Source organism: Paenibacillus puldeungensis (assembly GCF_042678945.1).
Taxonomy (GTDB): domain Bacteria; phylum Bacillota; class Bacilli; order Paenibacillales; family Paenibacillaceae; genus Fontibacillus; species Fontibacillus puldeungensis.
In genome coordinates this window covers 35,224-57,323 of the sequence record NZ_JBHTLM010000018.1, presented here as the reverse complement: position 1 = coordinate 57,323, position 22,100 = coordinate 35,224, and the positions used below count along the sequence as shown (strand labels likewise).

Genomic DNA, 22,100 nt, shown 5'->3' with positions numbered 1-22,100 from the left:
TTTTAAATTTTAGCATTAGAGGTGCACCCATGACAAGTAGGAAACAGGAAAAATTTGAAATGATTTTAGATGCGGCGGAGAAAGTCATTGCAGAGAACGGGTTTCACGGCTCTCAGGTATCTAAAATCGCCAAGGAGGCTGGTGTCGCCGACGGTACGATCTATTTATATTTTAAAAACAAGGAAGATATCCTCATTTCGCTATTTCAGGATCGTTTGGGCAAGCTGGTAGATCTTTTCAACAGTAGTATCCGGGACACTAGTACGGCGGATGAAGCGCTTCGCAAAATCTGTGAGATTCATTTATCGCAGCTGGAGCAAAATGTGGACCTCGCCTATGTCACACAAATCGAACTGAGACAAAGCTCCCTGGAGCTGCGAAAAGCGATCGGCCTCGCCGTCAAACCTTACATTGTACTTATCGAACAAGTTCTGATCCGAGGAATTGAGGAAGGCTCCTTCCGTGCCGATCTTGACACCAAGCTGACTAGACAGCTGATTTTCGGGGCACTTGACGAGGTCGTAACCTCCTGGCTCATCTCAGGAATGAAGTACTCTATGACGGAGCAAGTAGAGCATACTGTCGACTTTTTTCTGCGGGGACTCAAGTAAAATTTAGAAAGGAGCAATGTTCATGAATATCTTTGTTATCATGAAGCAAACGTTCGATACGGAGGAGAAAATCGTTATCCAAGACGGGAAGGTAAATGAGGACGGGGTCAAATTCGTGATTAATCCTTATGATGAATATGCTGTAGAAGAAGCTCTAAAGGTAAAAGAAAAGCACGGCGGTAATGTTACGGTTGTATCGGTTGGTCCAGCTCGGGCGGCAGAGGCACTGCGGACGGCGCTCGCGATGGGCGCTGATGAAGCCGTCCTCATCGGAAACGAAGGCCTGGAAACTGACGAATATGGTGTTACTCGTCTATTAGAAGCATTCTTACGTCAGCAGCAATTTGACTTGATTCTCGGCGGCAATTTCTCCGTGGACAATGGCGCAGGCCAAGTCGCGGTGCGGCTTGCCAAGCTGCTCTCTATTCCGCATGTCTCCTCAATTACTAAGCTGGATGTTGCAGGCGATCGAGCTACAGCATGCCGGGATGCGGAAGGCGACAGTGAAACAGTAGAAACCTCGTTGCCTGCTCTGTTTACGGCGCAGCAAGGCTTGAATGAACCAAGATACCCTTCCCTGCCCGGAATCATGAAAGCGAAGAAGAAGCCTTTCCGCGAATTGAATCTCTCCGATTTGTCACTGGAAGAAAGTGAGATCGCTCCGAAAACGCAAAGAGTAGAGCTCACACTGCCACCGGAAAGAAAGGCTGGAAAGATTCTTCAGGGCAGCCTAGCAGAACAGGCAGAACTATTGGTTGGACTTCTGAGAACGGAAGCAAAAGCGATTTAGCCATATAAACGAGAAATAAGTGTAAATAAGAGGAATAGATCTAAGGAGGCGTATATATGAGCAAAACTTACGTTGTCGTAGCAGAAACAAAGGATGGCAAGCTTCGTCAGGTTTCCTTGGAAGCGCTTCATGCGGCCGTTTCGGCGAAAAATGAAGGTGATGAGCTTGTGGCCATACTACTTGGTCACAATATCAGTGAGGCTTCCGCTGATTTGACACGATATGTAGAAGGCAAAGTGCTTATCATGGATCACCCTGACTTAAATTCTTATCAGGCAGAAGTTTATTTTGCTGCATTTACGCAAGCTTTAGACGCGCTCTCGACCCAGCCGCAGTTTATTTTTCTAGGGCATACCGCTATCGGTCGTGACCTTGGTCCGCAAATAGCCGCTCATTTGGGTGTTGGTCAAATCTCTGACATTACCTCAATGGATAAGAACGGTGATGACGTAGTATTTACGCGTCCTCTCTATGCTGGTAAAGCATTTGAGAAAAGAAAGCTTTCGAGCGAAGGCGGAATTGTTACGATTCGCCCCAACAATATCACACCTGCTTCCTCCGTCAGCTCACCTGGCATTGTAGTCCCACTTGATTTTGCTCAACCTGATTCGCTGCAAACCGTCCTCAAAGACGTTGTCCGTAAAATCTCGGGCAAAGTGGATTTAACGGAAGCCAAAATCGTAGTTTCTGGCGGGCGCGGCGTGAAGAGCGCTGACGGTTTCAAGGTACTGGAGGAGTTGGCCGATGCGCTGCAAGGTGCGGTTGGCGCCTCGCGCGGCGCCTGTGATGCGGGTTACTGCGACTACGCGCTGCAGATTGGCCAGACAGGCAAGGTGGTCACACCGGAAATTTACATTGCCTGCGGCATCAGTGGAGCCATTCAACATTTGGCTGGGATGAGCCAATCGCGGGTCATCATCGCCATTAACAAAGATCCGGAAGCTCCAATTTTCAAGGTCGCTGATTACGGGATTGTAGGGGATTTGTTTGAAGTCGTTCCCCTGTTAACAGAGCAGTTTAAGAAAGTGCTCGCATAGTTCCTTCATAACAAGACGACAGCCATTTTGGGTTGTCGTCTTTCGTCTATCGGCCTCAAAATCGAAATTTATCGTTTGATGAAATCTAGCTATCTCCCGCTCATGTCGATAAAATTCTACAATATACAACATAAACCCCCACCTCATTTTTCTGCCTCAAATTTGTTTCCATTATCTTCTTTAAAATGAGGAAGAAAAAGTGTACACTATCTCCATGGCGTTTCCCCTTTTATTCCCTAAACATAACGGGATTTCATAGAAAACGCTTTGGAGGTGAAGTTCCTTGTTAACGGCCGAACGTTATGTTGCACTATTAAACCATTATTCCGTTCCGAATATCTCAGAGCCTAGAGAAGTCGAAGTGGCGCTTGAGGATTTGACGAATCTGTTTCATTGCACAGAACGAAACGTAAAGCTGATTATCCGCAAGCTGCAGGAGGAAAGCTTAATCCAGTGGTCCCCAGGACGGGGCCGTGGACATCGCTCCCGCCTTATTTTTCAAGTAAACCGTGAATCGTTCCTGCTCGACTTTGCTCAAAGACTGGCAAAAAAAGGCGAATACCGAGAGGCATTCGAGTTTCTTCATCAGCAAGAAGAAGATAAAGCTGTATTGGAGAATTTCATCCATTGGCTGAACGATCAATTTGGAGTTGAACAGCTGACCGCAGGGAAAAGCTGCAAAGATATTTTTCGCCTTCCGGTATACCGTGCACCGTTAACGCTCGATCCGGCCAAACTCTTTTACGGATTTGATGCGCATTTGGTCCGGCAATTGTTCGACCGGCTCGTCCAGTATGACTCCGACCAGGGGCAAGTCAACCCAATGATTGCTCACCACTGGGACCATAATGAAGCCGCTACGGAATGGACATTCCATTTACGGAAAGGCGTCCGTTTCCATCACGGAAAAGAGCTAACGGCGGAAGATGTCGCCTTCACCTTTAATCGGCTCCATAACGAATCGATGAATGATTGGCTGCTCAGCACCATGGACCGAGTAGAAGCCGTTGATCCTAGAACAGTAAAGATGGTACTTACACAGCCCAACTGGTTGCTTCCCCGCTTGCTCTGCTCCTCCTGTGCGTCCATTGTTCCTGCCGACCTGCTGAGCCGTGACCCGAATGCGTATTGGCAACTGCCCAGCGGAACAGGACCTTTCCGTCTATCGCATTGGAGCGACAATCGGATGGATTTGGATGTGAACCCTACTTACTTTCTTGGCAGAGCTTATTTGGACGGGGTTTCACTCGTTTTTCTACCTGATAATATTCCGAACTCCTCCAGATTAAAGTGGGAGCAACTGATCGGTAATGATTCCCGCCTTCCGGCAAAAGCCGGATGCGACTGGCAGAAGATTGAAACGCTCTGTAAAGGCTGCAGTCTGATCACCTGGAACCGTAATAAAAAGGGTCCGCATCAGTCTCTGTCTTTCCGCCAGGCAGTCAATCTGATGATCGACCGTCAAGGAATGATCGCCCATTCAGGCAAGCCCGGATATCCGGCACGCAGCTTCATCCCTCTAGGCGACCCCTCGCTTGCCTTTTACCGCCATGATCCTGCGGCCGCCCGGCAGCTGCTGGAGGAATCGGGGTATAAAGGAGAGCCAATTAGGATCGTCACTAGCCATACGGAACGAGATGATATAGAGTGGATTCGCACCCAATGTGCTTCCATCGGCATTCCTGTGGAAATTGAGTACTGCGATAAAACTAAAATGGCGCAAACTGCAGATATTTCCAAAGATGCTGATGGTATTCTTACGACCCTGGTGTTTGCTGACGACGAAGTATGCGAGCTGGAATCATTGCTGCAGCAAGACAGCTCCATACATCAGCATATGCCCCAAGAATTAAGACAATGGATGAATGGGATTGTTAATGAGGTGCTGGCTTCGCCTTCGGGGGAACGGCGGCGTGCTTTACTGCAGCAAATCGAGCACCGTCTGCTAGAAGAGGCTCAAGTGCTATTTCTTGTACACCGACTGCTTAACATTTATGTTCATCCTTCCATCAAAGGCGTGGCGATCAACAATCTCGGATGGATTGATTTCAAAGAAATTTGGCTGACCTCCCCACATCCGGCGGTGTAAAAACGAGCAGAAATACAAAAAAGGCACAGGTCTCTTCAATAATCTGAAAAGCCGTGCCTTTTTATCGATTATTCATCCGCTTATTTAATATCTTTGCCTGTGAAAAGGGCTACCCTAGCTTTAACAAGCTCGGTATACTCTTTCTCCATTTTCTCCGCACCGGTCGCGTTCAATTCGGCAATAAAGGCGTCATAAATTTTATCAAAATCGGCCGGTTTCGCCAGAACGGCTTCCGGGATTCGCTTGCGAACGATATCCTGCGTTTTTTGGAAAATAACTTGGTAGTCTCCGTCCGTTGGCACCTGCATATTGTACAGCGCTCCCCATTCTTTTATAGGGAAGTCTTTTTCACTTGGGAACAGGTCTTTCCAGGTCTTTGCTTTATAAGCGGCTAAAGTTTCCTTCTCGGCGTTTGAGTAACTGGCGATGATTTGTTCCGGGAACTTGGTTGTATAATAGTTGCCCGTTGAATCTTTGACACCATCCCCATAACGAACTCCAAAGACCGAATACATATCAATACCTGTTTTTTTGGAGAAATTAGCCGCATCATTCACCTTCTTATCCAGGATCTCTTCTGGAATGACACGTTTTCCGTTCTCAACTTTATAATGTTTGCCTTCTATTCCCCAACTTCTTAGCACCTGGCCTTCGTCGGAAGATAACCAGTCAATAAACTTGATGGCGCGGACCGGATCATTACAAGCGGTTGTGATACTGATCCCGTAACCATCAACGCCGAAAGATTGCATCGTATGATCCTTGTATTGTTCGTTCAGCGTAACCGAGAAGTGTCCGTAGGTGTAGTCGTCTTTACCTGCGGTCTTCAGAGCATTCTCGGCATCCTGGTATTCCCAATCCACGGAAGTAAGGCCCAGCACACGTCCGCTTGCGATTTTCGCTTTATACTGATCTTCTTTTTGTACAAAAGAATCTTTATCCAGCAATCCTTCATTGTACATGTGGTTCAGCCAGCGAAAATACTCTTTTTCTTCCGGACGTTTGTAGTGAAGCGTAGTTTCATAAGTATCGGGGTTTACATAGTATTCACCATCCCCGGGAGCGCCTGTTGTAAAGGCCGCTTGATTTGTTACTGTAATCATGATTTTCCAGCTGTCAGCATTTAACGTAAGAGGAATGGTTGGCTGACCATCCGTTGTCGGATGCTTGGCTACATATTTTTTGAGTGCGTTTTCAAAATCCTGAACTGTTTTGATTTGCGGATATCCAAGCTCCTTTAATACACGAAACTGAACTTGAAAACCACTGGTCGCATCAAAAACCCGTTGGTCAACGCCGATATTGGTTGGAATGGAATAGATCGCAGTTTCATCTTTACTATATTTCATGCGGTTCATGTTTTTGCTCATGACTTTTTTAATATTTGGCGCATATTTATCGATGAGGTCCGTTAGATCAATGACAGCTCCGGCATCCACCAGTTTCCCAAGTTCCCCTTTGGCATAAATAAGGTCCGGGTAGTCGCCACTCGCTGCCATTAAAGAGATTTTGTCCTGTCCGCCGCCGCTGCCCACATCAAATTCTGCGTTAAGGGTAACGCCTGTTTTGACCGTAATTTCCTTACCCACGTCATCATGCATGTTGTTCCAGTTCGGATTTGCATCAGCACCAAAAAACGTGAATGTGATCGGACTCTTATCATCCCCGCTAGCCCCTGTGGAATTCCCAGCTTTACTTCCCGGGCTGCTGCAGCCTGATGCGATGAGCAGTAGACCGGCCAGAAGCAGCAAACCAAACTTTTTTGCCCCGTTTCCTATCATGTTCATTTCCCCCTTCATTTTTTTGGCATTTTAATCAGGAAACCACTGGGATTGAGATGATCCTTTTCATCCGGTTCGATACAAACAGTCCCGTTGAATACGTTTACAATTGTGAACGACTTTTTCAACCGCCACCAAATGTGCCCTACCTTCCCAGCAGATTCCACTTTATTCAGATATCATTTTAGTTCGCAAATTTAGGCAAAACCTTGATTTTCCCGCCAACTTTATAGCATGATATAGACATCAAACCTTTCATGGTCAGGTGGACAATTTTATGAACAACGTGTATTTGAACTGGTTTACAACAGATGATCAATTTCCCTTTTTTATTCAGTACGGCGGACATAATGAAGATACGTCTCTTCATAAACATGATGACTTCTCCGAGCTAGTTATCGTTCTAAATGGAAATGCAACGCATGTTGTCAATAACGAAGTTTCATTTATCAAGAAGGGCAATGTCTTCGTCATTAATGGCGGAACCGTGCACGCTTATAAAGAACCTTTTGATTTCAAAATCTGTAACATCATGTATAAACCTGAGATGCTTCGGTCTGCAGGGCCCGATCTAAGAACTTCCAACGGCTTTCAAGCGCTGTTTATTTTGGAGCCGTTTTACCGCAGTATTCATACCTATGAAAGCAAGCTAAATATATCGATTTCAAGTCTGGAGTACGTGAACTCCCTGATCTCTGTTATGATCGAGGAATACCATAACAAGCTTCAAGGCTATCAAACCATGCTCACTTCCCGCTTTATGGAGCTCGTCGTCTATTTGTCCAGACAATATGACAACCAGGAAAAAGGCATAGATAGCAGTCTGATGCATTTAGCGAATGCGATCTCCTACATCGAAGACCACTATCTTGAGCCTGTTACTTTGGAGGAAATAGCCGACCAATCAGACATCTCTGTAAGGCACTTAAACCGAATCTTCCGCTCCTATTATCAAACGACACCGATCGCTTATCTTCAACGACTTCGTTTAGAACGTGCATGCATACTATTAAAAGAGACCTGCCTTTCAGTGACCCAAATCTCCTACGAATGTGGATTTAGCGACAGTAATTACCTTGCACGTCAATTTAAAAAAACGTATGGCATGACGCCAAAATCATACCGGAATAAGAGATAACCGTTTTACTCCAGCGGCTCATAATCGAACCAGTCAAATGATGCAGGTGCCCCTTGCCCGGATTCGGAAATAGCGTACATGGCAATCATCACTCCCGTAAAACCGCCGGCAACTTCAGTGGAAAGCAGATGCGTTTCTCCCCATCCCATTTCTACGACTGTCGATGGACGCTGCTTGAAGGAAAACTTCAATTGTTCTGGCAGGGCCTCGATCATCAGCTCAACAGGTCCTGGTGGACAATCTCTAGTTTCTTCTACCCTCAGTGAACCGACTGTTTTCCGGAAAATGATTACCTTGCGTCCATCCATGAAACGTACAGCAAGATCATAATGATATCTTTCGTTCATATAAGCGGTTAAGCCAGCTTCCTCACCGGCATTCACCGGTTCAAATTCCATTGCTGTCGCAACATGGCAGGCTAGATGGCGAAGGCGGTGCCCAGCAAAGGCAGGTGAGCCTGTTTTATTCAAAGAAGTCTTATTTCCCCGCAGTACAAGATATCCGGGACGCTCCAGTAATGACCAGCTATTGGGTGCAGGATTTCGCAAAAATGTCCATTCAAGGCCTAACTGTGAGCTGTTGAAGTCTTCTCGAACAGGCTGTTGTGGCCACCTAGCTTCAGGCAATTTGGGTGATTCAATAATCGGATCGATACGTCCGCCATTCCCGATGATTGGCCAGCCATCAGCCGTCCAGGTCACAGGTGCAAGGTAAACCTCTCTACCCAGATGGTGACGCATTGGATAAGAGACCGGTCTGATTCCTAAGCAGACAGCCCACCAAGTGCCATCCTGTATCTGAATCAGATCCGCATGCCCAGTTGCGTGGATACTGCTCTTCATGCTCCTGTTCGAAAGAATCGGGTTATGTGGACAGGATTCATACGGACCGTATGGCTCCGTACTTCTTGCGATCGTTACCATATGGCCGTATTCGGTTCCGCCTTCGGAGATCATTAAATAGTAATAGCCATCGATTTTGTAAAGATGAGGGCCCTCGGGATGCGCCCCTCCTGTACCCTTCCAGATTAAACGGCTCTCCGTCAACATTGCTCCCGTCTCGATATCGATTTCACATTGATAAATTCCGTCTCCTTGATCGCCCGAACGAGTAGATTGAAAGTACGCGCGGCCGTCATCATCGAACAAAAGAGAGGGATCGATGCCGTTTTGAGCAACGGGGATCACATCGGACCATGGTCCCTCCGGCTGTCTGGCTTTAACAAAGAAATTTCCGATACCGCTTACGTTAGTTGTCGTCATATAAAACCAGCCGTAATGATAGCGAATGGTTGGCGCGAAAATTCCGCCTGAACTCCACGCATTATCAAGGGGCAACTGCCGTTTTGACGTCAGGCAATGTCCAATCTGATGCCAATTTACAAGATCTTTGCTATGGAAAATAGGGACACCAGGAAAATACTCAAACGAGCTAGTAACTAAATAATAATCGTTGCCCACCCGGCAAATGCTGGGATCGGGATAAAAGCCGGGTATTATGGGGTTGGTATACTGCATCAAGGTCTACACTCCTGTTCATGCCAAATTTTAGTTCTGAATTTCACTTGTGAAGCTACTCACCATTTTATTTCACAAGCCGGAACTAAACCTTGATTTTCAAGTCATGCATATAGCATGATTTAGACCTTGATCAATCGCGAACTGCACAAAAAATAGCGTTTGGCATTTTTAATGCCAAACGCTATTTCGATGGATAACAGAAGAACCAGGCTTTGAATTATTTAAAAACTTTCAGGCGGCTATCAAGCGGAGCAAATTGCTTGTCTCCGGCTGGAGCAACAATTTTGCCAAATGGCATTTGTGCGAGCAGCTTCCACGTGGATGGTACATTCCATTCTGCACTAACTTGTTCATCGATCAGCGGGTTATAGTGTTGCAAAGAAGCGCCGATCCCTTCTTGAGCCAGTGCAGTCCACACTACAAATTGCAGCATGCCGGTGGATTGTTGCGACCAAACCGGGAAGTTGTCTGCGTAAAGTGCGAATTGCTTTTGCAGCCCCTCAATGACGGATTGATCTTCGAAGAACAGAACCGTACCGCGGCCGCTCTTAAATGCTTCCATTTTCTCCTCAGTAGATGCAAAACCATCTGCAGGAACGACTTTTCTCAACGTTTCCTTCGTCAAATCCCACAGTTTGTCATGCTGTTCGTTAAAAAGCACAACGACGCGGGCGCTTTGTGAATTGAAAGCAGAAGGAGTATGTAACACAGCCTCACTAACGATTTCTTCAATTCTTTCCTCAGATACAGTAGTATCTTTGCTGATTCCGTAAATGCTGCGTCTCTTTTTAATATCGTTCAAAAAATTACTCATCTTTAAACTCTCTCCTTCAAATTATAGTTTTGATTAATTGACCATCTACTACTTAATTTACCCTTGGCTACATCGTCATAAACAAACAATATCACACTAGCTAACTTTTTATCAGCGACTACGTTTTATATATTACATGAAAAAAATCACAAATTCAATATCAATCCAAAAAAAATTTAATTACATTTTCAGAGATATTCAATATATCAATTCTGGAGTATAATGGTAAAAATGCTAATTGTGCTGATCCGGGAGTGTTTCGTACTGTGGCAAAAACCAAAATTTTTATCAGCTCCGTTAATGAAGATGGCTTAAAGCCACTCCGAAAAACCGTATTTCGAGAGCTCGTCTCTCTTGGGCACGAGCCGATCATGTGGGAGGAAAACATTGGTCCGTGGACAGCATCTACTGATCCAGTCAGCCAATGTCTGGATGCGGTGGAGCAATGCGACATATATTTGTTGTTTATCGGAGGTAAAGCCGGAACCTATGATACCAAAGCGGAGCGAACCATTACGCATCTGGAATTTATCAAAGCTTACGATCAGCGAAAAACGATTCTCGTCTTTGGAGATGTGGAAGTTAAATCGTTCTTTTTTCGCAGCGTTAAGCGGTTAATCGAGCCGTTCATTGACCGGTATATCTCCAAGGAGAAGCGTTTTCCTTCCCCGCAGCAAATGATGAATGCGCTCGCAGGTGAAAATAACCTCCCGCAGCATATTGATCCTTATACCTGGTATCTGCTTTACGACATCACGATGCGGGGAATTTACATTGACGATCTATCGCTCGGCGTTCCTATCGAATGGCGAAGCTACTTTAGCGATCTGCTGAGACGAGGCTCCCTGCTCCTTCCCCTCGCGGAATCAATTCAGCAGAACAATGAAAGATTGGACCAGTTCGACGAGGCCATTGAGTTCATTGCCGATGTATTACCCGCCTTGCAGATCACCGGACTACGGCAACCAGAGGATTTCCTTAAGCAGATTATGGCTCGCTTGGGCGGTGGTATGATCGAACATCATTATGGTGAATATACTAGTGAACAGGTCGGCTATTACAAGGACTGCTGTGCCGCTACGCTTTATGAAAGGTCCGAGGATCAGCTCCATCTGGTCGCGAAGGCCGGGGATGCTTCCGGGGAGCCATATTATGATCTAAGCAATCAAAGCTCTTATACGGTACTTACTTATCATTTAGGCAATCAACAGGAACAGGTCTTTTTTAAGGAAGCCAAAAGCATTTTCTATTACTGTATCAGGTCGAATGAATACGTGCTAACTCTTCATTTCCCCGCCGATCCCTCTTGGGATTACAGGAGGTTTATCCGCTACAAGGAATGTGCCAATCATGCTATAATGAGTAAAAATCCATTAATGATACAGTTTATCAAGCTGTGCTTGGGAGGGATGCAATCTTGAGTAGCGGAGTTTTCGTATCCAAGAACGGAGTTGTCTCCAAAGCCGTCGGTTCTCAGCCGAAAGAAGCACTGCTGTTTGCTCCTTCCGATAAGAACTCTTCACAAATATTACGCGAGCAGAGAACCGCGATGAAAAAGAGCAGCAAGCAGATCAAAGATCGTTTTACGCAAGCGAGCAAAAGGGCATAGTTATGATTTAAGATAACCGCTTCGGATCAACTTAATGTTGCTGATCCGAAGCGGTTTTTTGTTAGGAGACATTCTCTGAAATCAAGGCTATATCATGCTTATACTTGTTTCTTCGATTGGCATGGTCTACCATAGAAAATGGTCGTGACTGCGACACTTTGCGCCATAAAGACAAAGGAGTGTAGGAATGAATACCAAACTGTTCTCACCTTTTACGGTTAAGCAGGTTACTCTCAAAAATCGAATAGTCATGTCCCCCATGTGCATGTACTCCTCTGAGCAGCAAGATGGAAAGATTAACGATTGGCATCTTATTCACTACGCCAGCCGGGCCGTCGGTGGTGTTGGTCTCATCGTTTTGGAGGCCACAGCTGTTCTTCCTGAAGGAAGAATTTCCTACAAGGACCTCGGCATCTGGAGCGATGAACATATAGCGGGATTAAAAGAATCGGTACGCCTCATTCACCAAAATGGCGCCAAGGCAGCTATCCAGCTTGCCCATGCCGGGAGAAAAGCGAATCTGAATGAAACGCCTGTCGCACCATCGGCTATTCCTTTTGAGGGAATGAAAACGCCGAAAGCTGCAGACCTCGAAGACATAGGACGAATCATTCAAGCTTTCCGGGATGGAGCACGCCGTGCTAAAGAAGCCGGGTTTGATATTGTCGAAATCCATGGTGCTCACGGCTATTTAATAAATGAGTTTTTATCACCGGTAACCAATCATCGGGAAGATGAATATGGCGGCAGTGCGGACAACCGCTATCGGCTGCTTGGAGAGATTATAGACGCGGTAAAAGCGGAATGGGACGGTCCTATTTTCGTGCGCCTATCGGCCAATGAATATGATCCTAAGGGGAATACGCTCGACCAATATATTGATTATGCCCGGAGAATGAAGGATCAAGGCATTGATCTTGTGGATTGCAGCTCAGGCGGAGTGGTTCCGGCATCCATTCAGCTGTACCCAGGATATCAAGTAAATTTATCCGATCAAATTCGCAGCCAAGCTGGAATAGCGACTGGTGCAGTCGGTCTGATCAATAGCGGCCTGCAGGCGGAAGAAATACTTGGAAACGAGCGTGCAGACTTAATATTCATTGGTCGTGCCCTACTTCGCAGCCCATATTGGCCCTATGAGGCGGCAAAGGAAATGGGAATCACACTGGAACGCCCTACCCAGTACAAAAGAGCATAATCATCATTAAGCTTAGCAAGGAGTTTTGTCTTATGAAAGTGCTTATTATGACGGCAGTGGAGGCCGAAAGAGAAGCTGTTATTCGTGGGCTCGGAGCCAGTGATGGATTCGAGGTGCGCCTGGCCGGGGTCGGACCCGCAGGAGCAGCTGCAGCCACGGCGGCCGAGCTGGCACGATCACACTATGATCTGGTCATTAGCGCAGGGATAGGTGGAGGCTTTCCGGGTATAGCCGACATCGGATCGCTTGTAGTGGCAAGTGATATCATCGCGGCCGATTTAGGAGCCGAATCACCGGAGGGTTTTGTCAGCGTTGAGGAACTTGGGTTCGGTTCTTCACGAATATCTGTGAAGTATGATTTATCCATCAGATGGCTGGATCTTCTTAAGTACGCCGGACTAGCGGTACATTACGGCCCCGTACTGACCTTGTCCACTGTGACTGGTACCGCAGAAACCGCCGAAGAACTTTCGCAGCGAATTTCTGGCGCCGCGGCGGAAGCTATGGAAGGATTCGGCGTGGCAGAAGCTGCAAGGCAGTTAGGCATTCCTATTATGGAGCTTCGCGCCATTTCAAATTTAGTGGGACCTCGTCAACGTGATTTGTGGAGAATCGATAAGGCTTTATTGGCTTTGGAACAAGCCTGCTCTTTATTACCGGAGGTGCTGAAATGTTAAAAATCGCTTTTTCCCCATGTCCTAATGATACTTTCGTTTTTCATGCCTGGGTTCACGGACTGCTCGAAGGTGCGCCTGAACTGGACGTTACATATGCGGATATTGACATTACGAACGGACTGGCTACTTCAGGAAACGGACCTGAAGTACTAAAAATTTCATACGCCGCATTGCCCTGGGTCCTGGATGATTATGCTCTTCTTCCTTGCGGCGGTGCACTTGGCCGCGGCTGTGGGCCTCTGGTGCTAACGGCTGGTCCGCCAGAAAAAGCCGCAGACCCGTCTATGTTGTCCGGACGGCGGGTGGCAGTGCCTAGCGAACGTTCCACCGCTTATCTGTTATTCCGACTATGGGCCGCATCCCACGTTCCTGGCGGGGTCGGTGAAATCGTGGTTATGCCGTTCGACCAAATCATGCCGGCTGTGGAGCGCGGTGAAATTGATGCTGGCCTGGTCATTCATGAAGCCCGGTTCACTTATCAAAACTATGGGCTCCAAATACTTCAGGATTTGGGCAGCTGGTGGGAATCGGATACCGGTCTACCGATACCGCTTGGAGCCATCATTGCCCGCAGATCGCGAGATCTGTCGGCTATCGCTCGCTGGACACGGAAGTCCGTGGAATACGCATGGGCTCATCCGGAAGCCTCTGCTGAATATGTAATGAACCATGCGCAGGAAATGTCTCCGGAAGTAACGCAAGCCCATATCAATCTTTATGTGAACAGATACACTGCCAACTTGGGAGACGACGGCTATGCAGCGGTAACCGCATTGCTAGACCGTGCCGCTGCCGAAGGGCTTGTTCCAAAAATCGATCACGCCAAACTGGGATTACGCTTGTGATAGAATCTTTTTTAGCTAAACATTGACCTCATTCGTGGGGTCATTTTTTTCATGGCTCATTTCATTTCTGAAAGGTTTAATATCATCCCATGCATATGTAAAAAGCGTTGCTTCTCCACCGGGTATGGGAATAACTTGCGTATCAATCAACTTTGCCCCTAAGGCCTCGTAAAATAAACAGGCTTTGTTCTTTTCCAAGACCTTCACAATGGCTGTTTGATACCCTCTTTCCATAAATTCTTCAAACAATCGAATCATAAGGAGTTTTCCAAACCCCTGACCCTGAAAATCCTTATAGAAATAAATAGAGGTCACATCACCGTCATATTCTTCATATTCGCCTTCCTTAACATGAGAACCGCAAGTAAAACCTATCAGCTCCCCATTTAAAGACGCCACAAGTACGATATCCCCCTCACGCTGAATGTTTTTTACCCACAATTCAGTTCTCTTTCCTACGCTGAGTTGCTTCAAAAAATCTGCATCCATGATTCCTTTATAAGTGGTTTGCCAACTTGAAACATGTATTTTTGCAATATCTTCTGCTTCTTCGAGCGTTGCTTTTCTAATCGAAATACTCATATCCAATCCCCCTTTTTATTTAGATGATTCAACTTTAATAAGCAAACGACAGGTCTATCGAAATTTACTGAGTAAACTAAGATAGCCTGTCGTTTATACAATTTTTCTTTTATAAGTCTTTATGCACTCCGCCGCCAAAACGCTGCCGATAGCCGCACTTTCGGCACAGCTCTTCAACAGCCTCACGACGTGAGAAACCTTCATAAAGCCGGTTCGCCCTCTCGCCCTCCACGATTTCCGAGAACGGCGTCTGGTGTACGTTACCCAGATTTATAATCCCTTCACCGTCTAAGCAGCAAGGAATAACTGTTCCATCGACAAGAATTCCCGCCTGATTGCGAAGCGCGTGACAGAAGCCCTTTCCATCGTCTTCCTCCGCCTTTAAATCCGGCCACGCAAACTCGTGGTCTTGATTGAGGTAAATGCGCTCCGCCAATTTCACGCCACTGCCCGGAACCACCTTTTCTTCAATCCGATAATCGAGTCCAAATTCTTGCTCGATCATCTCAAGAGTGGCCCGGTTGCGGCTGCGCTGCAAATTCGTTTCATTGTCTTTCGTCAAGTTCCACAGCCGAAATGAGACGATTAAATCAGACACCGAGGTAGCTTCACGTACAAAGGATAATATGTTTCGAATATACCCCTCCCGGTCGGTAGAACCTTCGTGACCATCGAAGCTGTGCAAAGAAAAATTCATTTGGCGAAGAGCTGGTTTGCCAAGCAGTTTATGCTTTACCTTCGGAATTAAAGTGCCGTTTGTTGTAATATTCACCTTAAACCCTTTTTCCTGGGCGATATCGAGCAATTGATCGATTTTCGGGTGCAGTAACGGCTCACCTTTGACGTGAAAATAGATGTAATCCGTATGTGGCTTGATATCATCCAATATTTTCGTGAAATCCTGGATTTTGATAAATTGTGCCTGACGCTGCGTTGGCGGACAAAAGCTGCAGGCCAAGTTGCAAATACTGGTCGTTTCGATATAAAATTTTTTAAACTTTTTCATGTTGAGTTGGGCCTACTTCTCTTTTTATTTTGTATCGTTTTGTCAGGGCATCATCATTTGGATGATTATGACATGTGTCACACATGCCACCTTTGTCTTATTTTATCTTAAAAACGAACGAATCCCAACATGAAATTTGTTGATAACCCGGTCAGCCTACTTCCCCCTGCAGATTTAGAAAAATGTCATATGGGGCTTTTCAGCCTTATAGTACTTAAGCCGGTCCGCAAGCGTTCCGTTATGGAACTCAAACATATGTCCATCGGGATCTAAAAAATAGATGGATTTCTTGTCACGGATATCTCTTTCTCGTCCCGGCAATACGTTAACCTTAAGTTCTTGGAGTCGGTTAAGAAAGGGCTCGAAGTCTTCCTCCTCGATCGTAAACGCAATATGGGTGTAAGTACGGTTAACTTCGTCCCGCCGAACATCCTCCTGGTTTAAAGCAATCCAGAGCCCCTGCAAATCAAAGTAAGCCAAGCTTCGCCCTTTCACACATATCTTAGCTCCAAATACTTGTTCATAAAAAACGATTGATTTGTCCAAATCTGAAACGGAAAAGCAAAAATGATTTATGCCTTTGATTTTCAAACTATGGCCTCCTGACTTTAAATCAAAATGGACAGTTGACCGCTGGCTATGTTCTATTATCGTGAGGATCATAGGATTATAGCGCGGCAACTGCTATGATTTGGACATTCTCAACAATTATGGGGGTTCCCGCTAATATGATATCCTGTCCCAGCTCCAGCGTCAAAGCATCTTCGCTGATTTGGAACAGTCTGCCCTCCTGAATCATTCCGTTAATAAACAAGTTAGCATACGCATTTGTTCCTACACCGGAAAATTGACTGATGGAGTTCCCCTTGTCATCTGTGAACTGGTTGGCAGAAAGGACCTCGGATCCCTGTAAATCGGCGGCTGGAAAATAAAAATACCTGAAAACGCTTGGAGTTACAGCTATGGCTCCGCCTGGAGGTCCTGGAGGCCCTTCGGGGCCTTGCGGCCCTGCTGGACCGGCCGCCCCTTGCTCGCCCACTGGCCCTTGCAGTCCCACCGGACCCGCTGCTCCTTGCTCGCCCACCGGCCCTTGCGGTCCCGCCGGTCCCGCTACTCCCTGCTCGCCCACCGGCCCTTGCGGTCCCGCCGGTCCCACTACTCCCTGCTCGCCCACTGGCCCTTGCAGTCCTGATGGACCCCACGCTCCGCGCTCGCCTACCGGCCCTTGTGGTCCTGCTGGACCCCACGCTCCGCGCTCGCCTACCGGCCCTTGCGGTCCCGCCGGTCCCACTACTCCCTGCTCGCCCACTGGCCCTTGCGGTCCTGCCAGGCCCACTGCCCCGCGCTCGCCTACCGGCCCTTGCGGTCCCGCCGGTCCCGCTACTCCCTGCTCGCCTACCGGCCCTTGCGGTCCTGCTAAACCCCACGCTCCGCGCTCGCCTACCGGCCCTTGTGGTCCAGTAGGTCCTTGAGGACCGCGGAGGCCGCCTCGATACCCTAAGTACCACTGCGTACCATGACGCCGGCGCCTTTTTTGCGGGCGTCCCTCCGGATGCCGTCGTACCTTCCCTTTCCTATGCTTCTCCAGGCAGACCCGTTTCAAGCAAAGACAATAGCGCTTACGCACACTTCGATTTTTCCAAGGTACGAAAAAGTAGCGAACCTTAAGCTTTTTTCTTCTGCCCTTTCTGACCACGATCACCTTCCGTATAGCAATGGCCGCGCGTTTACCCATTCGGCATACCCTCCCCCAACCATTTTGAACCATAGCTTCAATATCATATGTGCACATGCTTAGGGGGAAATAGACAAATATCTATAGCCCTTGAAGATTCCAAAAAAAATCTCTTCCTAGGGGAAGAAAAGCCGTCTCCATATGAAAATAAAATCATTATATGTAATATATCGAGTCTCTCGATATAAATTAGATTTGGAGGTGCAATCAGATGCCAGTCGTTAAACCTGTCTTTACGGCCGTCTCTTCGGCTCCTGTTGCTTCAGGCGGAGCTGTGACTACAACCATATCACCAGCCGTTACCCGCTTCTTCACAACCATAACTGCCGGAATGATCGGAGCCACCGATACGACGGTTCCAGCCGCCAGCTTCGTAGATGATACCAACACAGCCATTACGGCCATACCTGCCTTGACTGCGAGCGACTATTTCAACGTCTATATCAACGGGGTCATTCAACAAGAATCGCTGTCCACGTTGTCTACCGCAAACCTTGTCTTGGCAACGGTAGATGTTACTGCCGGTATCCCTGTTCAATTGGAAATTGGAAATTTTGCAGGCGTGAACTCAACTTTATCCACGCCGCCAACGATTTCTGCCCCTACGATTACGATCATCACCTAATTCCTTGACGAACAGCGATTTCATAGACTAGAATAATCCCAAAGTTAAAAGGCGATGGAGTTCGCCATAACCGCCTTGAGCTGATGACTCCTACCAGTATAAACTGGTAGGAGTCTGTTTATTTTTGGAGGCTGATCGATATGAACGTGATTGCACTAATCATTGGAGGGTTTCTAGGTTCTATATTCCGATATGAGGTAGGCAGGTGGATCCCGGCTGCAGGGAATTTTCAGCTTGCAACCGTTTTGATCAATTTGGTGGGCTGTTTTTTTCTTGGATGGTTTTTTACGATAGCGACAAAATGGAAAATACGTCCAGACGTGCGTCTTGGGATCGGCACAGGCTTTACCGGGGCTTTTACGACGTTTTCCACCTTCTCGGTCCAAACGGTTGATGCTATAAGCGGAAAACAGTTTGGTACAGCGGTTCTATACTTACTTATTAGTGTAGTTGGTGGACTACTCATGTCATTTATAGGAGTGGCTATCGGGAAGAAAAGTCTGCATAAAGGAGGCGTCTCCAAATGATCGGTATCGTTGGCCTTGGAGGTATCTTCGGTACGCTTCTGCGTTACTATTTAGGCAAATGGATTTCCGCCAAAGTGGGTACAAGCTATCCCTGGGGAACTTGGGTTATTAATATCAGCGGCTCCTTTATTCTTGGTATCTTATCGGGGCTACATAGCTCACATTCTATTCCGGACTGGAGCTGGCTTATGCTCGGCGTTGGCTTTTGCGGGGCGTACACAACCTTCTCCACCTTTGGTTATGAGACAATCGGACTCATCGAAAAGGGAAATAAATCTCAAGCCGCAGCTTATGTCGTTACCTCCGTCGTTCTTGGTATCCTGTTCGCATGGCTCGGACATTTGAGTATCAGCTAAAGATCTAGGCAGCTGTCCTCCCACAAAGGCACCTTGCTTGGTTGCTGCATACAATAAGGCAAAACCGCGAGAAAAGGTGATTCATATTGTCCAGTTTTCGTAAAGCCTATTTGGTTAAGCGGCGCATTGCCGGGAGGATGCTTCGAAAAAGAGGAATACATGGCATAGGTGTTGGACTTCATGACCCTAAAAACCCCAAGAAAGGGGCGGCCATCATCGTGTATGCGGAAGCCTTGTCCTCCGCAGCAGCCAGAAAAAGAGGCGGTAAAAAGCGAACTTCGCCTTTACCACCGCGAATTGCCACCAAAGCAGGGGTTCCCATTCGGATTGTACGTTCAACTAAGTTCTGTAAGAACAGAACCGCTCCCCTTTCAAAACGGAGCTTTACAGGACGGATCCGGCCGGTTGTCGCCGGTTATAGCGTAGGGACAAGTGTTGCCTCCGGAACCGCGGGGCTCATCGTTAGTGACATTAACAACGGACAAAGCCGTTACATTTTGAGCAATAACCATGTCCTGGTTAAGGAAAATACGAACCGCTTCTCCGAAACGATTCAGCCGGGAGGTGCGGATGGCGGTATAAGTGGACGGGACCGAATCGGGCGTATGGACCGATTTATCCCGCTGAGCAAGAAGCGAGCCAACTATTTGGATGCTGCTACTTCAAAGCCGTTAAGACGCAGCTTGTTAAAACCGGCCTATGCAGTATACGGCACCGTACCGGGATATATTAAGAGCTATAAAATTGGGGACCGCTTCAAAAAGGTCGGACGCACGAGTGGTGTCGTAACCGGAACTGTGGAGTCAATCCATACGGATATTCAAGTCGATTATGGGGACTATGGAAATCTGGGGACGATTACTTTCAAGAACCAAAGCGTCATTCGCGGCAAACGGCCTGTTTCCCTTGCCGGAGATTCCGGCTCAGTCTGGTTGACCCGACGTGGCAATCTGGCGGCCGCCGTCAATTTCGCTGGTTCAGATAACGGGCTTCTGTCGATTTCTTATCCGATTGACTGGTTCATGAAGGTGTTTAAAACTCGGGTCGCGCGGCCTGGAAAGGCTGGGACAGCAAGGCCAAACCGAGGACGGAGCGGTAAATATATGTGCGTTCTCCCGCTCTCACCAAAACAGTTAAAAGCAATCAAGCCGTCAAAAGCTCGGCGGTTCCGTAAATAACAGCAGTCTGCGAACGTCAAAAAGCTCCCGGATAATCATCCGGGAGCTTTTTGTATAATCATTATTCCATGAAATCCTTCAACCGCTTACTGCGGCTCGGATGTCTCAGTTTTCTTAGCGCCTTGGCTTCAATTTGGCGAATTCGTTCCCGCGTTACACCAAATTCCTTGCCGACTTCTTCCAATGTCCGCGTCCGCCCGTCATCCATCCCGAAGCGCAGACGAAGGACGTTCTCCTCACGTTCCGTCAGTGTATCCAGGACTTCCTCAAGCTGCTCTTTCAGCAATTCGTAGGCAGCGGCCTCCGCAGGTGCAGGAGCATCATGATCCTCAATAAAATCGCCCAAATTGGAGTCATTTTCCTCCCCGATCGGCGTTTCCAGCGAAACCGGTTCCTGAGCAATCTTCATAATTTCACGAACTTTATCAGGTGTAAGATCCATTTCCTTCGCGATTTCCTCCGGCGTAGGCTCACGTCCAATTTCCTGGAGCAGCTGTCTGGAAATCCGAATCAGCTTGTTGATTGTCTCCACCATATGAACCGGAATCCGGATCGTTCTTGCTTGGTCTGCAATTGCTCTCGTAATCGCTTGTCTAATCCACCAGGTTGCATAAGTGCTAAATTTGAAGCCCTTCGAATAGTCGAACTTCTCTACTGCTTTTATGAGTCCCATATTACCTTCTTGGATTAGATCTAGAAAAACCATGCCACGGCCAACGTAACGTCTAGCGATGCTGACAACAAGCCGAAGATTTGCTTCTGCAAGCCGGCGTTTAGCCTCTTCATCCCCGTTCTCAATACGCTGAGCTAACTGAATTTCTTCCTCGGCCGACAACAGAGGAACACGCCCAATTTCCTTCAAGTACATCCGTACCGGGTCGTCAATTTTAATACCTGGCGGCAGCGTCAGGTCATCGGTATATTCCGCCTCGTTATGTTTCAAGTCCTCCGTCATCATTCAGACCCCCACCCTAAAAAATGAAAATTGCGAAAAATTTCTTCTTTATCTAACTCCTGTATATCCATTTGACAAAGCGTTGATATTATGCTATTATTGAATAGATTATTCCAGTCAAACAGTTTGTGTTATGACTATCCGTCATTTTAACATAGGTTTTTTATGAATACAAGTTTTATTTTTAAGAAATGATTACGCTGATCCATAACGGATCAGCGTTTTTTGTTTGATTATTTTATTTCACTATTTTATTTCCCATTGTTTTCAGCTTGATCTTCCCAAGCCCGCTGCAGTGCTCCCTGAAAAATTTCAAGCGGCTGAGCTCCCGAGACTGCATATTTCCCACGAAAAACGACAAACGGGACACCGCGAATGCCAAGCTGTCTTGCTTCCCGTTCATCCTCGCGAACCTGTTCAGCATAATCATTCCGTTCCAGAATATTGCTGACTTCCTGTTTATCTAGACCAATCTCTTGAGCCAGCCTAGCCAAAGTATCGCGATCGCCGATATGTAAGGAGTCCGTAAAATACGCACGAAACAGTCTCTCAGACATTTCGCGCGCTTTCCCTTGTTCACTCGCATAATGCATCAGGCGATGTGCATCGAAGGTGTTCGTAGGAATAATCGTATCAAACCGATAGGTCAATCCCTCAGTCTTAGCTTGGGCAGCCACGTTTTGATTCGATTCTTTCGCTTGCTCCAAGCTAAGCCCATACTTCACCGCAAGCAGTTCATGAATGCTGGATTCGGTATCCCTCGGTGCTCCGGTATCAAGTTCAAAGCTGCGAAACACAACCTCAAGATCTTCCGGGTGGCTGAAAGAGTCGAGTGCTTTCTCCAACCGACTTTTTCCGATGTAACAAAACGGACAACTGAAGTCCGACCAAATCTCAATTTTCATATCAATCTCCTCCCAAACACAATACCAATTCCATCGATGATGGCTTTAACGAAAATTTTATCTATACACCATATTAACCGTCCCCTCTCTTATAAGCAACGTTTGCTTATTTTCTCCCCCGT

23 protein-coding genes and 1 riboswitch are annotated in these 22,100 nt (G+C 47.1%); of the genes, 14 read left to right on the top strand and 9 right to left on the bottom strand.

Features of this window, described 5'->3' with window-relative positions; genetic code table 11:
- The first annotated feature begins 29 nt into the window (after positions 1–29).
- The 4 genes from ACFQ3W_RS20225 (at position 30) to ACFQ3W_RS20210 (ending at position 4,527) form a co-directional block, all read left to right on the top strand.
- Entirely contained in the window at positions 30–611 is a 582-nt protein-coding gene (locus ACFQ3W_RS20225) for a TetR/AcrR family transcriptional regulator (RefSeq protein ID WP_379321045.1), read from the top strand.
- A gap of 22 nt (positions 612–633) precedes the next feature.
- Positions 634–1,401: an electron transfer flavoprotein subunit beta/FixA family protein gene (locus ACFQ3W_RS20220; protein ID WP_379321044.1), complete on the top strand. Its 768-nt coding sequence runs from the start codon at positions 634–636 to the stop codon at positions 1,399–1,401.
- 56 nt (positions 1,402–1,457) lie between these two features.
- The gene (locus tag ACFQ3W_RS20215) at positions 1,458–2,438 is read left to right on the top strand and encodes an electron transfer flavoprotein subunit alpha/FixB family protein (protein ID WP_379321043.1); all 981 of its coding nucleotides are present in this window, start codon (positions 1,458–1,460) and stop codon (positions 2,436–2,438) included.
- Positions 2,439–2,721: 283 nt separating this feature from the next.
- Positions 2,722–4,527: an SgrR family transcriptional regulator gene (locus ACFQ3W_RS20210; RefSeq protein WP_379321042.1), complete on the top strand. Its 1,806-nt coding sequence runs from the start codon at positions 2,722–2,724 to the stop codon at positions 4,525–4,527.
- A gap of 80 nt (positions 4,528–4,607) precedes the next feature.
- Here the strand turns inward: ACFQ3W_RS20210 and ACFQ3W_RS20205 are convergent, their stop codons facing one another.
- A complete protein-coding gene (locus ACFQ3W_RS20205; RefSeq protein ID WP_379321041.1) occupies positions 4,608–6,308 on the bottom strand; it encodes an ABC transporter substrate-binding protein in 1,701 nt (566 codons plus the stop codon).
- 277 nt (positions 6,309–6,585) lie between these two features.
- Here ACFQ3W_RS20205 and ACFQ3W_RS20200 point away from each other — a divergent pair, with 277 nt between their 5' ends.
- Complete coding sequence (locus ACFQ3W_RS20200) at positions 6,586–7,446, top strand: helix-turn-helix domain-containing protein (protein ID WP_379321040.1); 861 nt, start codon at positions 6,586–6,588, stop codon at positions 7,444–7,446.
- 5 nt (positions 7,447–7,451) lie between these two features.
- Here ACFQ3W_RS20200 and ACFQ3W_RS20195 read toward each other — a convergent pair whose 3' ends face one another.
- Both ACFQ3W_RS20195 and ACFQ3W_RS20190 read right to left on the bottom strand, forming a co-directional pair.
- Positions 7,452–8,963: a glycoside hydrolase family 43 protein gene (locus tag ACFQ3W_RS20195; RefSeq protein WP_379321090.1), complete on the bottom strand. Its 1,512-nt coding sequence runs from the start codon at positions 8,961–8,963 to the stop codon at positions 7,452–7,454.
- A 220-nt stretch (positions 8,964–9,183) separates the two neighbouring features.
- Positions 9,184–9,780: a nitroreductase family protein gene (locus ACFQ3W_RS20190; protein ID WP_379321039.1), complete on the bottom strand. Its 597-nt coding sequence runs from the start codon at positions 9,778–9,780 to the stop codon at positions 9,184–9,186.
- A 266-nt stretch (positions 9,781–10,046) separates the two neighbouring features.
- Here ACFQ3W_RS20190 and ACFQ3W_RS20185 point away from each other — a divergent pair, with 266 nt between their 5' ends.
- The 5 genes from ACFQ3W_RS20185 to ACFQ3W_RS20165 all read left to right on the top strand — a co-directional run bounded on the left by ACFQ3W_RS20185 (position 10,047) and on the right by ACFQ3W_RS20165 (position 14,109).
- Positions 10,047–11,201, top strand: coding sequence for a DUF4062 domain-containing protein (locus ACFQ3W_RS20185; RefSeq protein ID WP_379321038.1), 1,155 nt, complete (start codon positions 10,047–10,049; stop codon positions 11,199–11,201).
- The gene (locus tag ACFQ3W_RS20180; RefSeq protein WP_379321037.1) at positions 11,198–11,389 is read left to right on the top strand and encodes a hypothetical protein; all 192 of its coding nucleotides are present in this window, start codon (positions 11,198–11,200) and stop codon (positions 11,387–11,389) included. Before ACFQ3W_RS20185 ends, ACFQ3W_RS20180 begins: the two co-directional genes overlap by 4 nt.
- 187 nt (positions 11,390–11,576) lie before the next feature.
- Entirely contained in the window at positions 11,577–12,587 is a 1,011-nt protein-coding gene (gene namA, locus ACFQ3W_RS20175; RefSeq protein ID WP_379321036.1) for an NADPH dehydrogenase NamA, read from the top strand.
- Between the two features lie 32 nt (positions 12,588–12,619).
- Positions 12,620–13,264, top strand: coding sequence for a futalosine hydrolase (locus tag ACFQ3W_RS20170; protein ID WP_379321035.1), 645 nt, complete (start codon positions 12,620–12,622; stop codon positions 13,262–13,264).
- Positions 13,258–14,109, top strand: coding sequence for a 1,4-dihydroxy-6-naphthoate synthase (locus tag ACFQ3W_RS20165; protein WP_379321034.1), 852 nt, complete (start codon positions 13,258–13,260; stop codon positions 14,107–14,109). The genes ACFQ3W_RS20170 and ACFQ3W_RS20165 overlap by 7 nt, the downstream gene beginning before the upstream one ends.
- Positions 14,110–14,124: 15 nt before the next feature.
- On the opposite strand, the gene ACFQ3W_RS20160 is transcribed toward ACFQ3W_RS20165, so the two are convergent.
- The 4 genes from ACFQ3W_RS20160 to ACFQ3W_RS20145 all read right to left on the bottom strand — a co-directional run bounded on the left by ACFQ3W_RS20160 (position 14,125) and on the right by ACFQ3W_RS20145 (position 17,432).
- Positions 14,125–14,691 (bottom strand): GNAT family N-acetyltransferase, encoded by a 567-nt coding sequence (locus ACFQ3W_RS20160; protein WP_379321033.1) that lies wholly within the window; start codon positions 14,689–14,691, stop codon positions 14,125–14,127.
- A 109-nt stretch (positions 14,692–14,800) separates the two neighbouring features.
- Positions 14,801–15,697, bottom strand: coding sequence for a radical SAM/SPASM domain-containing protein (locus tag ACFQ3W_RS20155; protein WP_379321032.1), 897 nt, complete (start codon positions 15,695–15,697; stop codon positions 14,801–14,803).
- A 174-nt stretch (positions 15,698–15,871) separates the two neighbouring features.
- Positions 15,872–16,288 carry a metallothiol transferase FosB gene (gene fosB, locus ACFQ3W_RS20150; protein WP_379321031.1) on the bottom strand — a complete coding sequence of 139 codons (417 nt, stop codon included), beginning with the start codon at positions 16,286–16,288 and terminating at the stop codon, positions 15,872–15,874.
- 76 nt (positions 16,289–16,364) lie between these two features.
- Entirely contained in the window at positions 16,365–17,432 is a 1,068-nt protein-coding gene (locus ACFQ3W_RS20145) for a DUF4183 domain-containing protein (RefSeq protein ID WP_379321030.1), read from the bottom strand.
- 211 nt (positions 17,433–17,643) lie between these two features.
- Between ACFQ3W_RS20145 and ACFQ3W_RS20140 the strand changes: the two genes are divergently transcribed.
- From ACFQ3W_RS20140 to ACFQ3W_RS20125, 4 genes are all read left to right on the top strand, one after another.
- Positions 17,644–18,057, top strand: a complete 414-nt coding sequence (locus ACFQ3W_RS20140) for a DUF4183 domain-containing protein (protein WP_379321029.1) — start codon at positions 17,644–17,646, stop codon at positions 18,055–18,057.
- 41 nt (positions 18,058–18,098) lie between these two features.
- Positions 18,099–18,157: riboswitch (Fluoride riboswitch) on the top strand.
- Between the two features lie 40 nt (positions 18,158–18,197).
- Positions 18,198–18,584, top strand: coding sequence for a fluoride efflux transporter CrcB (gene crcB / locus ACFQ3W_RS20135; RefSeq protein WP_379321028.1), 387 nt, complete (start codon positions 18,198–18,200; stop codon positions 18,582–18,584).
- Positions 18,581–18,940 (top strand): fluoride efflux transporter CrcB, encoded by a 360-nt coding sequence (gene crcB / locus ACFQ3W_RS20130; RefSeq protein ID WP_379321027.1) that lies wholly within the window; start codon positions 18,581–18,583, stop codon positions 18,938–18,940. Before crcB (ACFQ3W_RS20135) ends, crcB (ACFQ3W_RS20130) begins: the two co-directional genes overlap by 4 nt.
- Before the next feature lie 86 nt (positions 18,941–19,026).
- Positions 19,027–20,118 carry a hypothetical protein gene (locus ACFQ3W_RS20125; protein WP_379321026.1) on the top strand — a complete coding sequence of 364 codons (1,092 nt, stop codon included), beginning with the start codon at positions 19,027–19,029 and terminating at the stop codon, positions 20,116–20,118.
- A 61-nt stretch (positions 20,119–20,179) separates the two neighbouring features.
- On the opposite strand, the gene rpoD is transcribed toward ACFQ3W_RS20125, so the two are convergent.
- Both rpoD and ACFQ3W_RS20115 read right to left on the bottom strand, forming a co-directional pair.
- Complete coding sequence (gene rpoD, locus ACFQ3W_RS20120; protein WP_379321089.1) at positions 20,180–21,073, bottom strand: RNA polymerase sigma factor RpoD; 894 nt, start codon at positions 21,071–21,073, stop codon at positions 20,180–20,182.
- A gap of 251 nt (positions 21,074–21,324) precedes the next feature.
- Positions 21,325–21,978: a DsbA family oxidoreductase gene (locus tag ACFQ3W_RS20115; protein ID WP_379321025.1), complete on the bottom strand. Its 654-nt coding sequence runs from the start codon at positions 21,976–21,978 to the stop codon at positions 21,325–21,327.
- Positions 21,979–22,100 lie beyond the last annotated feature (122 nt).

Excerpts from the sequence above, each read along its gene's own strand:
- crcB (WP_379321028.1), top strand. The coding sequence starts at position 18,198 with ATGAACGTGATTGCACTAATCATTGGAGGGTTTCTAGGTTCTATATTC.
- ACFQ3W_RS20205 (WP_379321041.1), bottom strand. The coding sequence starts at position 6,308 with ATGATAGGAAACGGGGCAAAAAAGTTTGGTTTGCTGCTTCTGGCCGGT.
- ACFQ3W_RS20160 (WP_379321033.1), bottom strand. The coding sequence starts at position 14,691 with ATGAGTATTTCGATTAGAAAAGCAACGCTCGAAGAAGCAGAAGATATT.
- ACFQ3W_RS20145 (WP_379321030.1), bottom strand. The coding sequence starts at position 17,432 with ATGGGTAAACGCGCGGCCATTGCTATACGGAAGGTGATCGTGGTCAGA.
- ACFQ3W_RS20170 (WP_379321035.1), top strand. The coding sequence starts at position 12,620 with ATGAAAGTGCTTATTATGACGGCAGTGGAGGCCGAAAGAGAAGCTGTT.
- crcB (WP_379321027.1), top strand. The coding sequence starts at position 18,581 with ATGATCGGTATCGTTGGCCTTGGAGGTATCTTCGGTACGCTTCTGCGT.
- rpoD (WP_379321089.1), bottom strand. The coding sequence starts at position 21,073 with ATGACGGAGGACTTGAAACATAACGAGGCGGAATATACCGATGACCTG.
- namA (WP_379321036.1), top strand. The coding sequence starts at position 11,577 with ATGAATACCAAACTGTTCTCACCTTTTACGGTTAAGCAGGTTACTCTC.
- ACFQ3W_RS20215 (WP_379321043.1), top strand. The coding sequence starts at position 1,458 with ATGAGCAAAACTTACGTTGTCGTAGCAGAAACAAAGGATGGCAAGCTT.
- ACFQ3W_RS20155 (WP_379321032.1), bottom strand. The coding sequence starts at position 15,697 with ATGAAAAAGTTTAAAAAATTTTATATCGAAACGACCAGTATTTGCAAC.
- ACFQ3W_RS20225 (WP_379321045.1), top strand. The coding sequence starts at position 30 with ATGACAAGTAGGAAACAGGAAAAATTTGAAATGATTTTAGATGCGGCG.
- ACFQ3W_RS20195 (WP_379321090.1), bottom strand. The coding sequence starts at position 8,963 with ATGCAGTATACCAACCCCATAATACCCGGCTTTTATCCCGATCCCAGC.
- ACFQ3W_RS20200 (WP_379321040.1), top strand. The coding sequence starts at position 6,586 with ATGAACAACGTGTATTTGAACTGGTTTACAACAGATGATCAATTTCCC.
- ACFQ3W_RS20140 (WP_379321029.1), top strand. The coding sequence starts at position 17,644 with ATGCCAGTCGTTAAACCTGTCTTTACGGCCGTCTCTTCGGCTCCTGTT.
- ACFQ3W_RS20190 (WP_379321039.1), bottom strand. The coding sequence starts at position 9,780 with ATGAGTAATTTTTTGAACGATATTAAAAAGAGACGCAGCATTTACGGA.
- ACFQ3W_RS20165 (WP_379321034.1), top strand. The coding sequence starts at position 13,258 with ATGTTAAAAATCGCTTTTTCCCCATGTCCTAATGATACTTTCGTTTTT.
- ACFQ3W_RS20220 (WP_379321044.1), top strand. The coding sequence starts at position 634 with ATGAATATCTTTGTTATCATGAAGCAAACGTTCGATACGGAGGAGAAA.
- ACFQ3W_RS20115 (WP_379321025.1), bottom strand. The coding sequence starts at position 21,978 with ATGAAAATTGAGATTTGGTCGGACTTCAGTTGTCCGTTTTGTTACATC.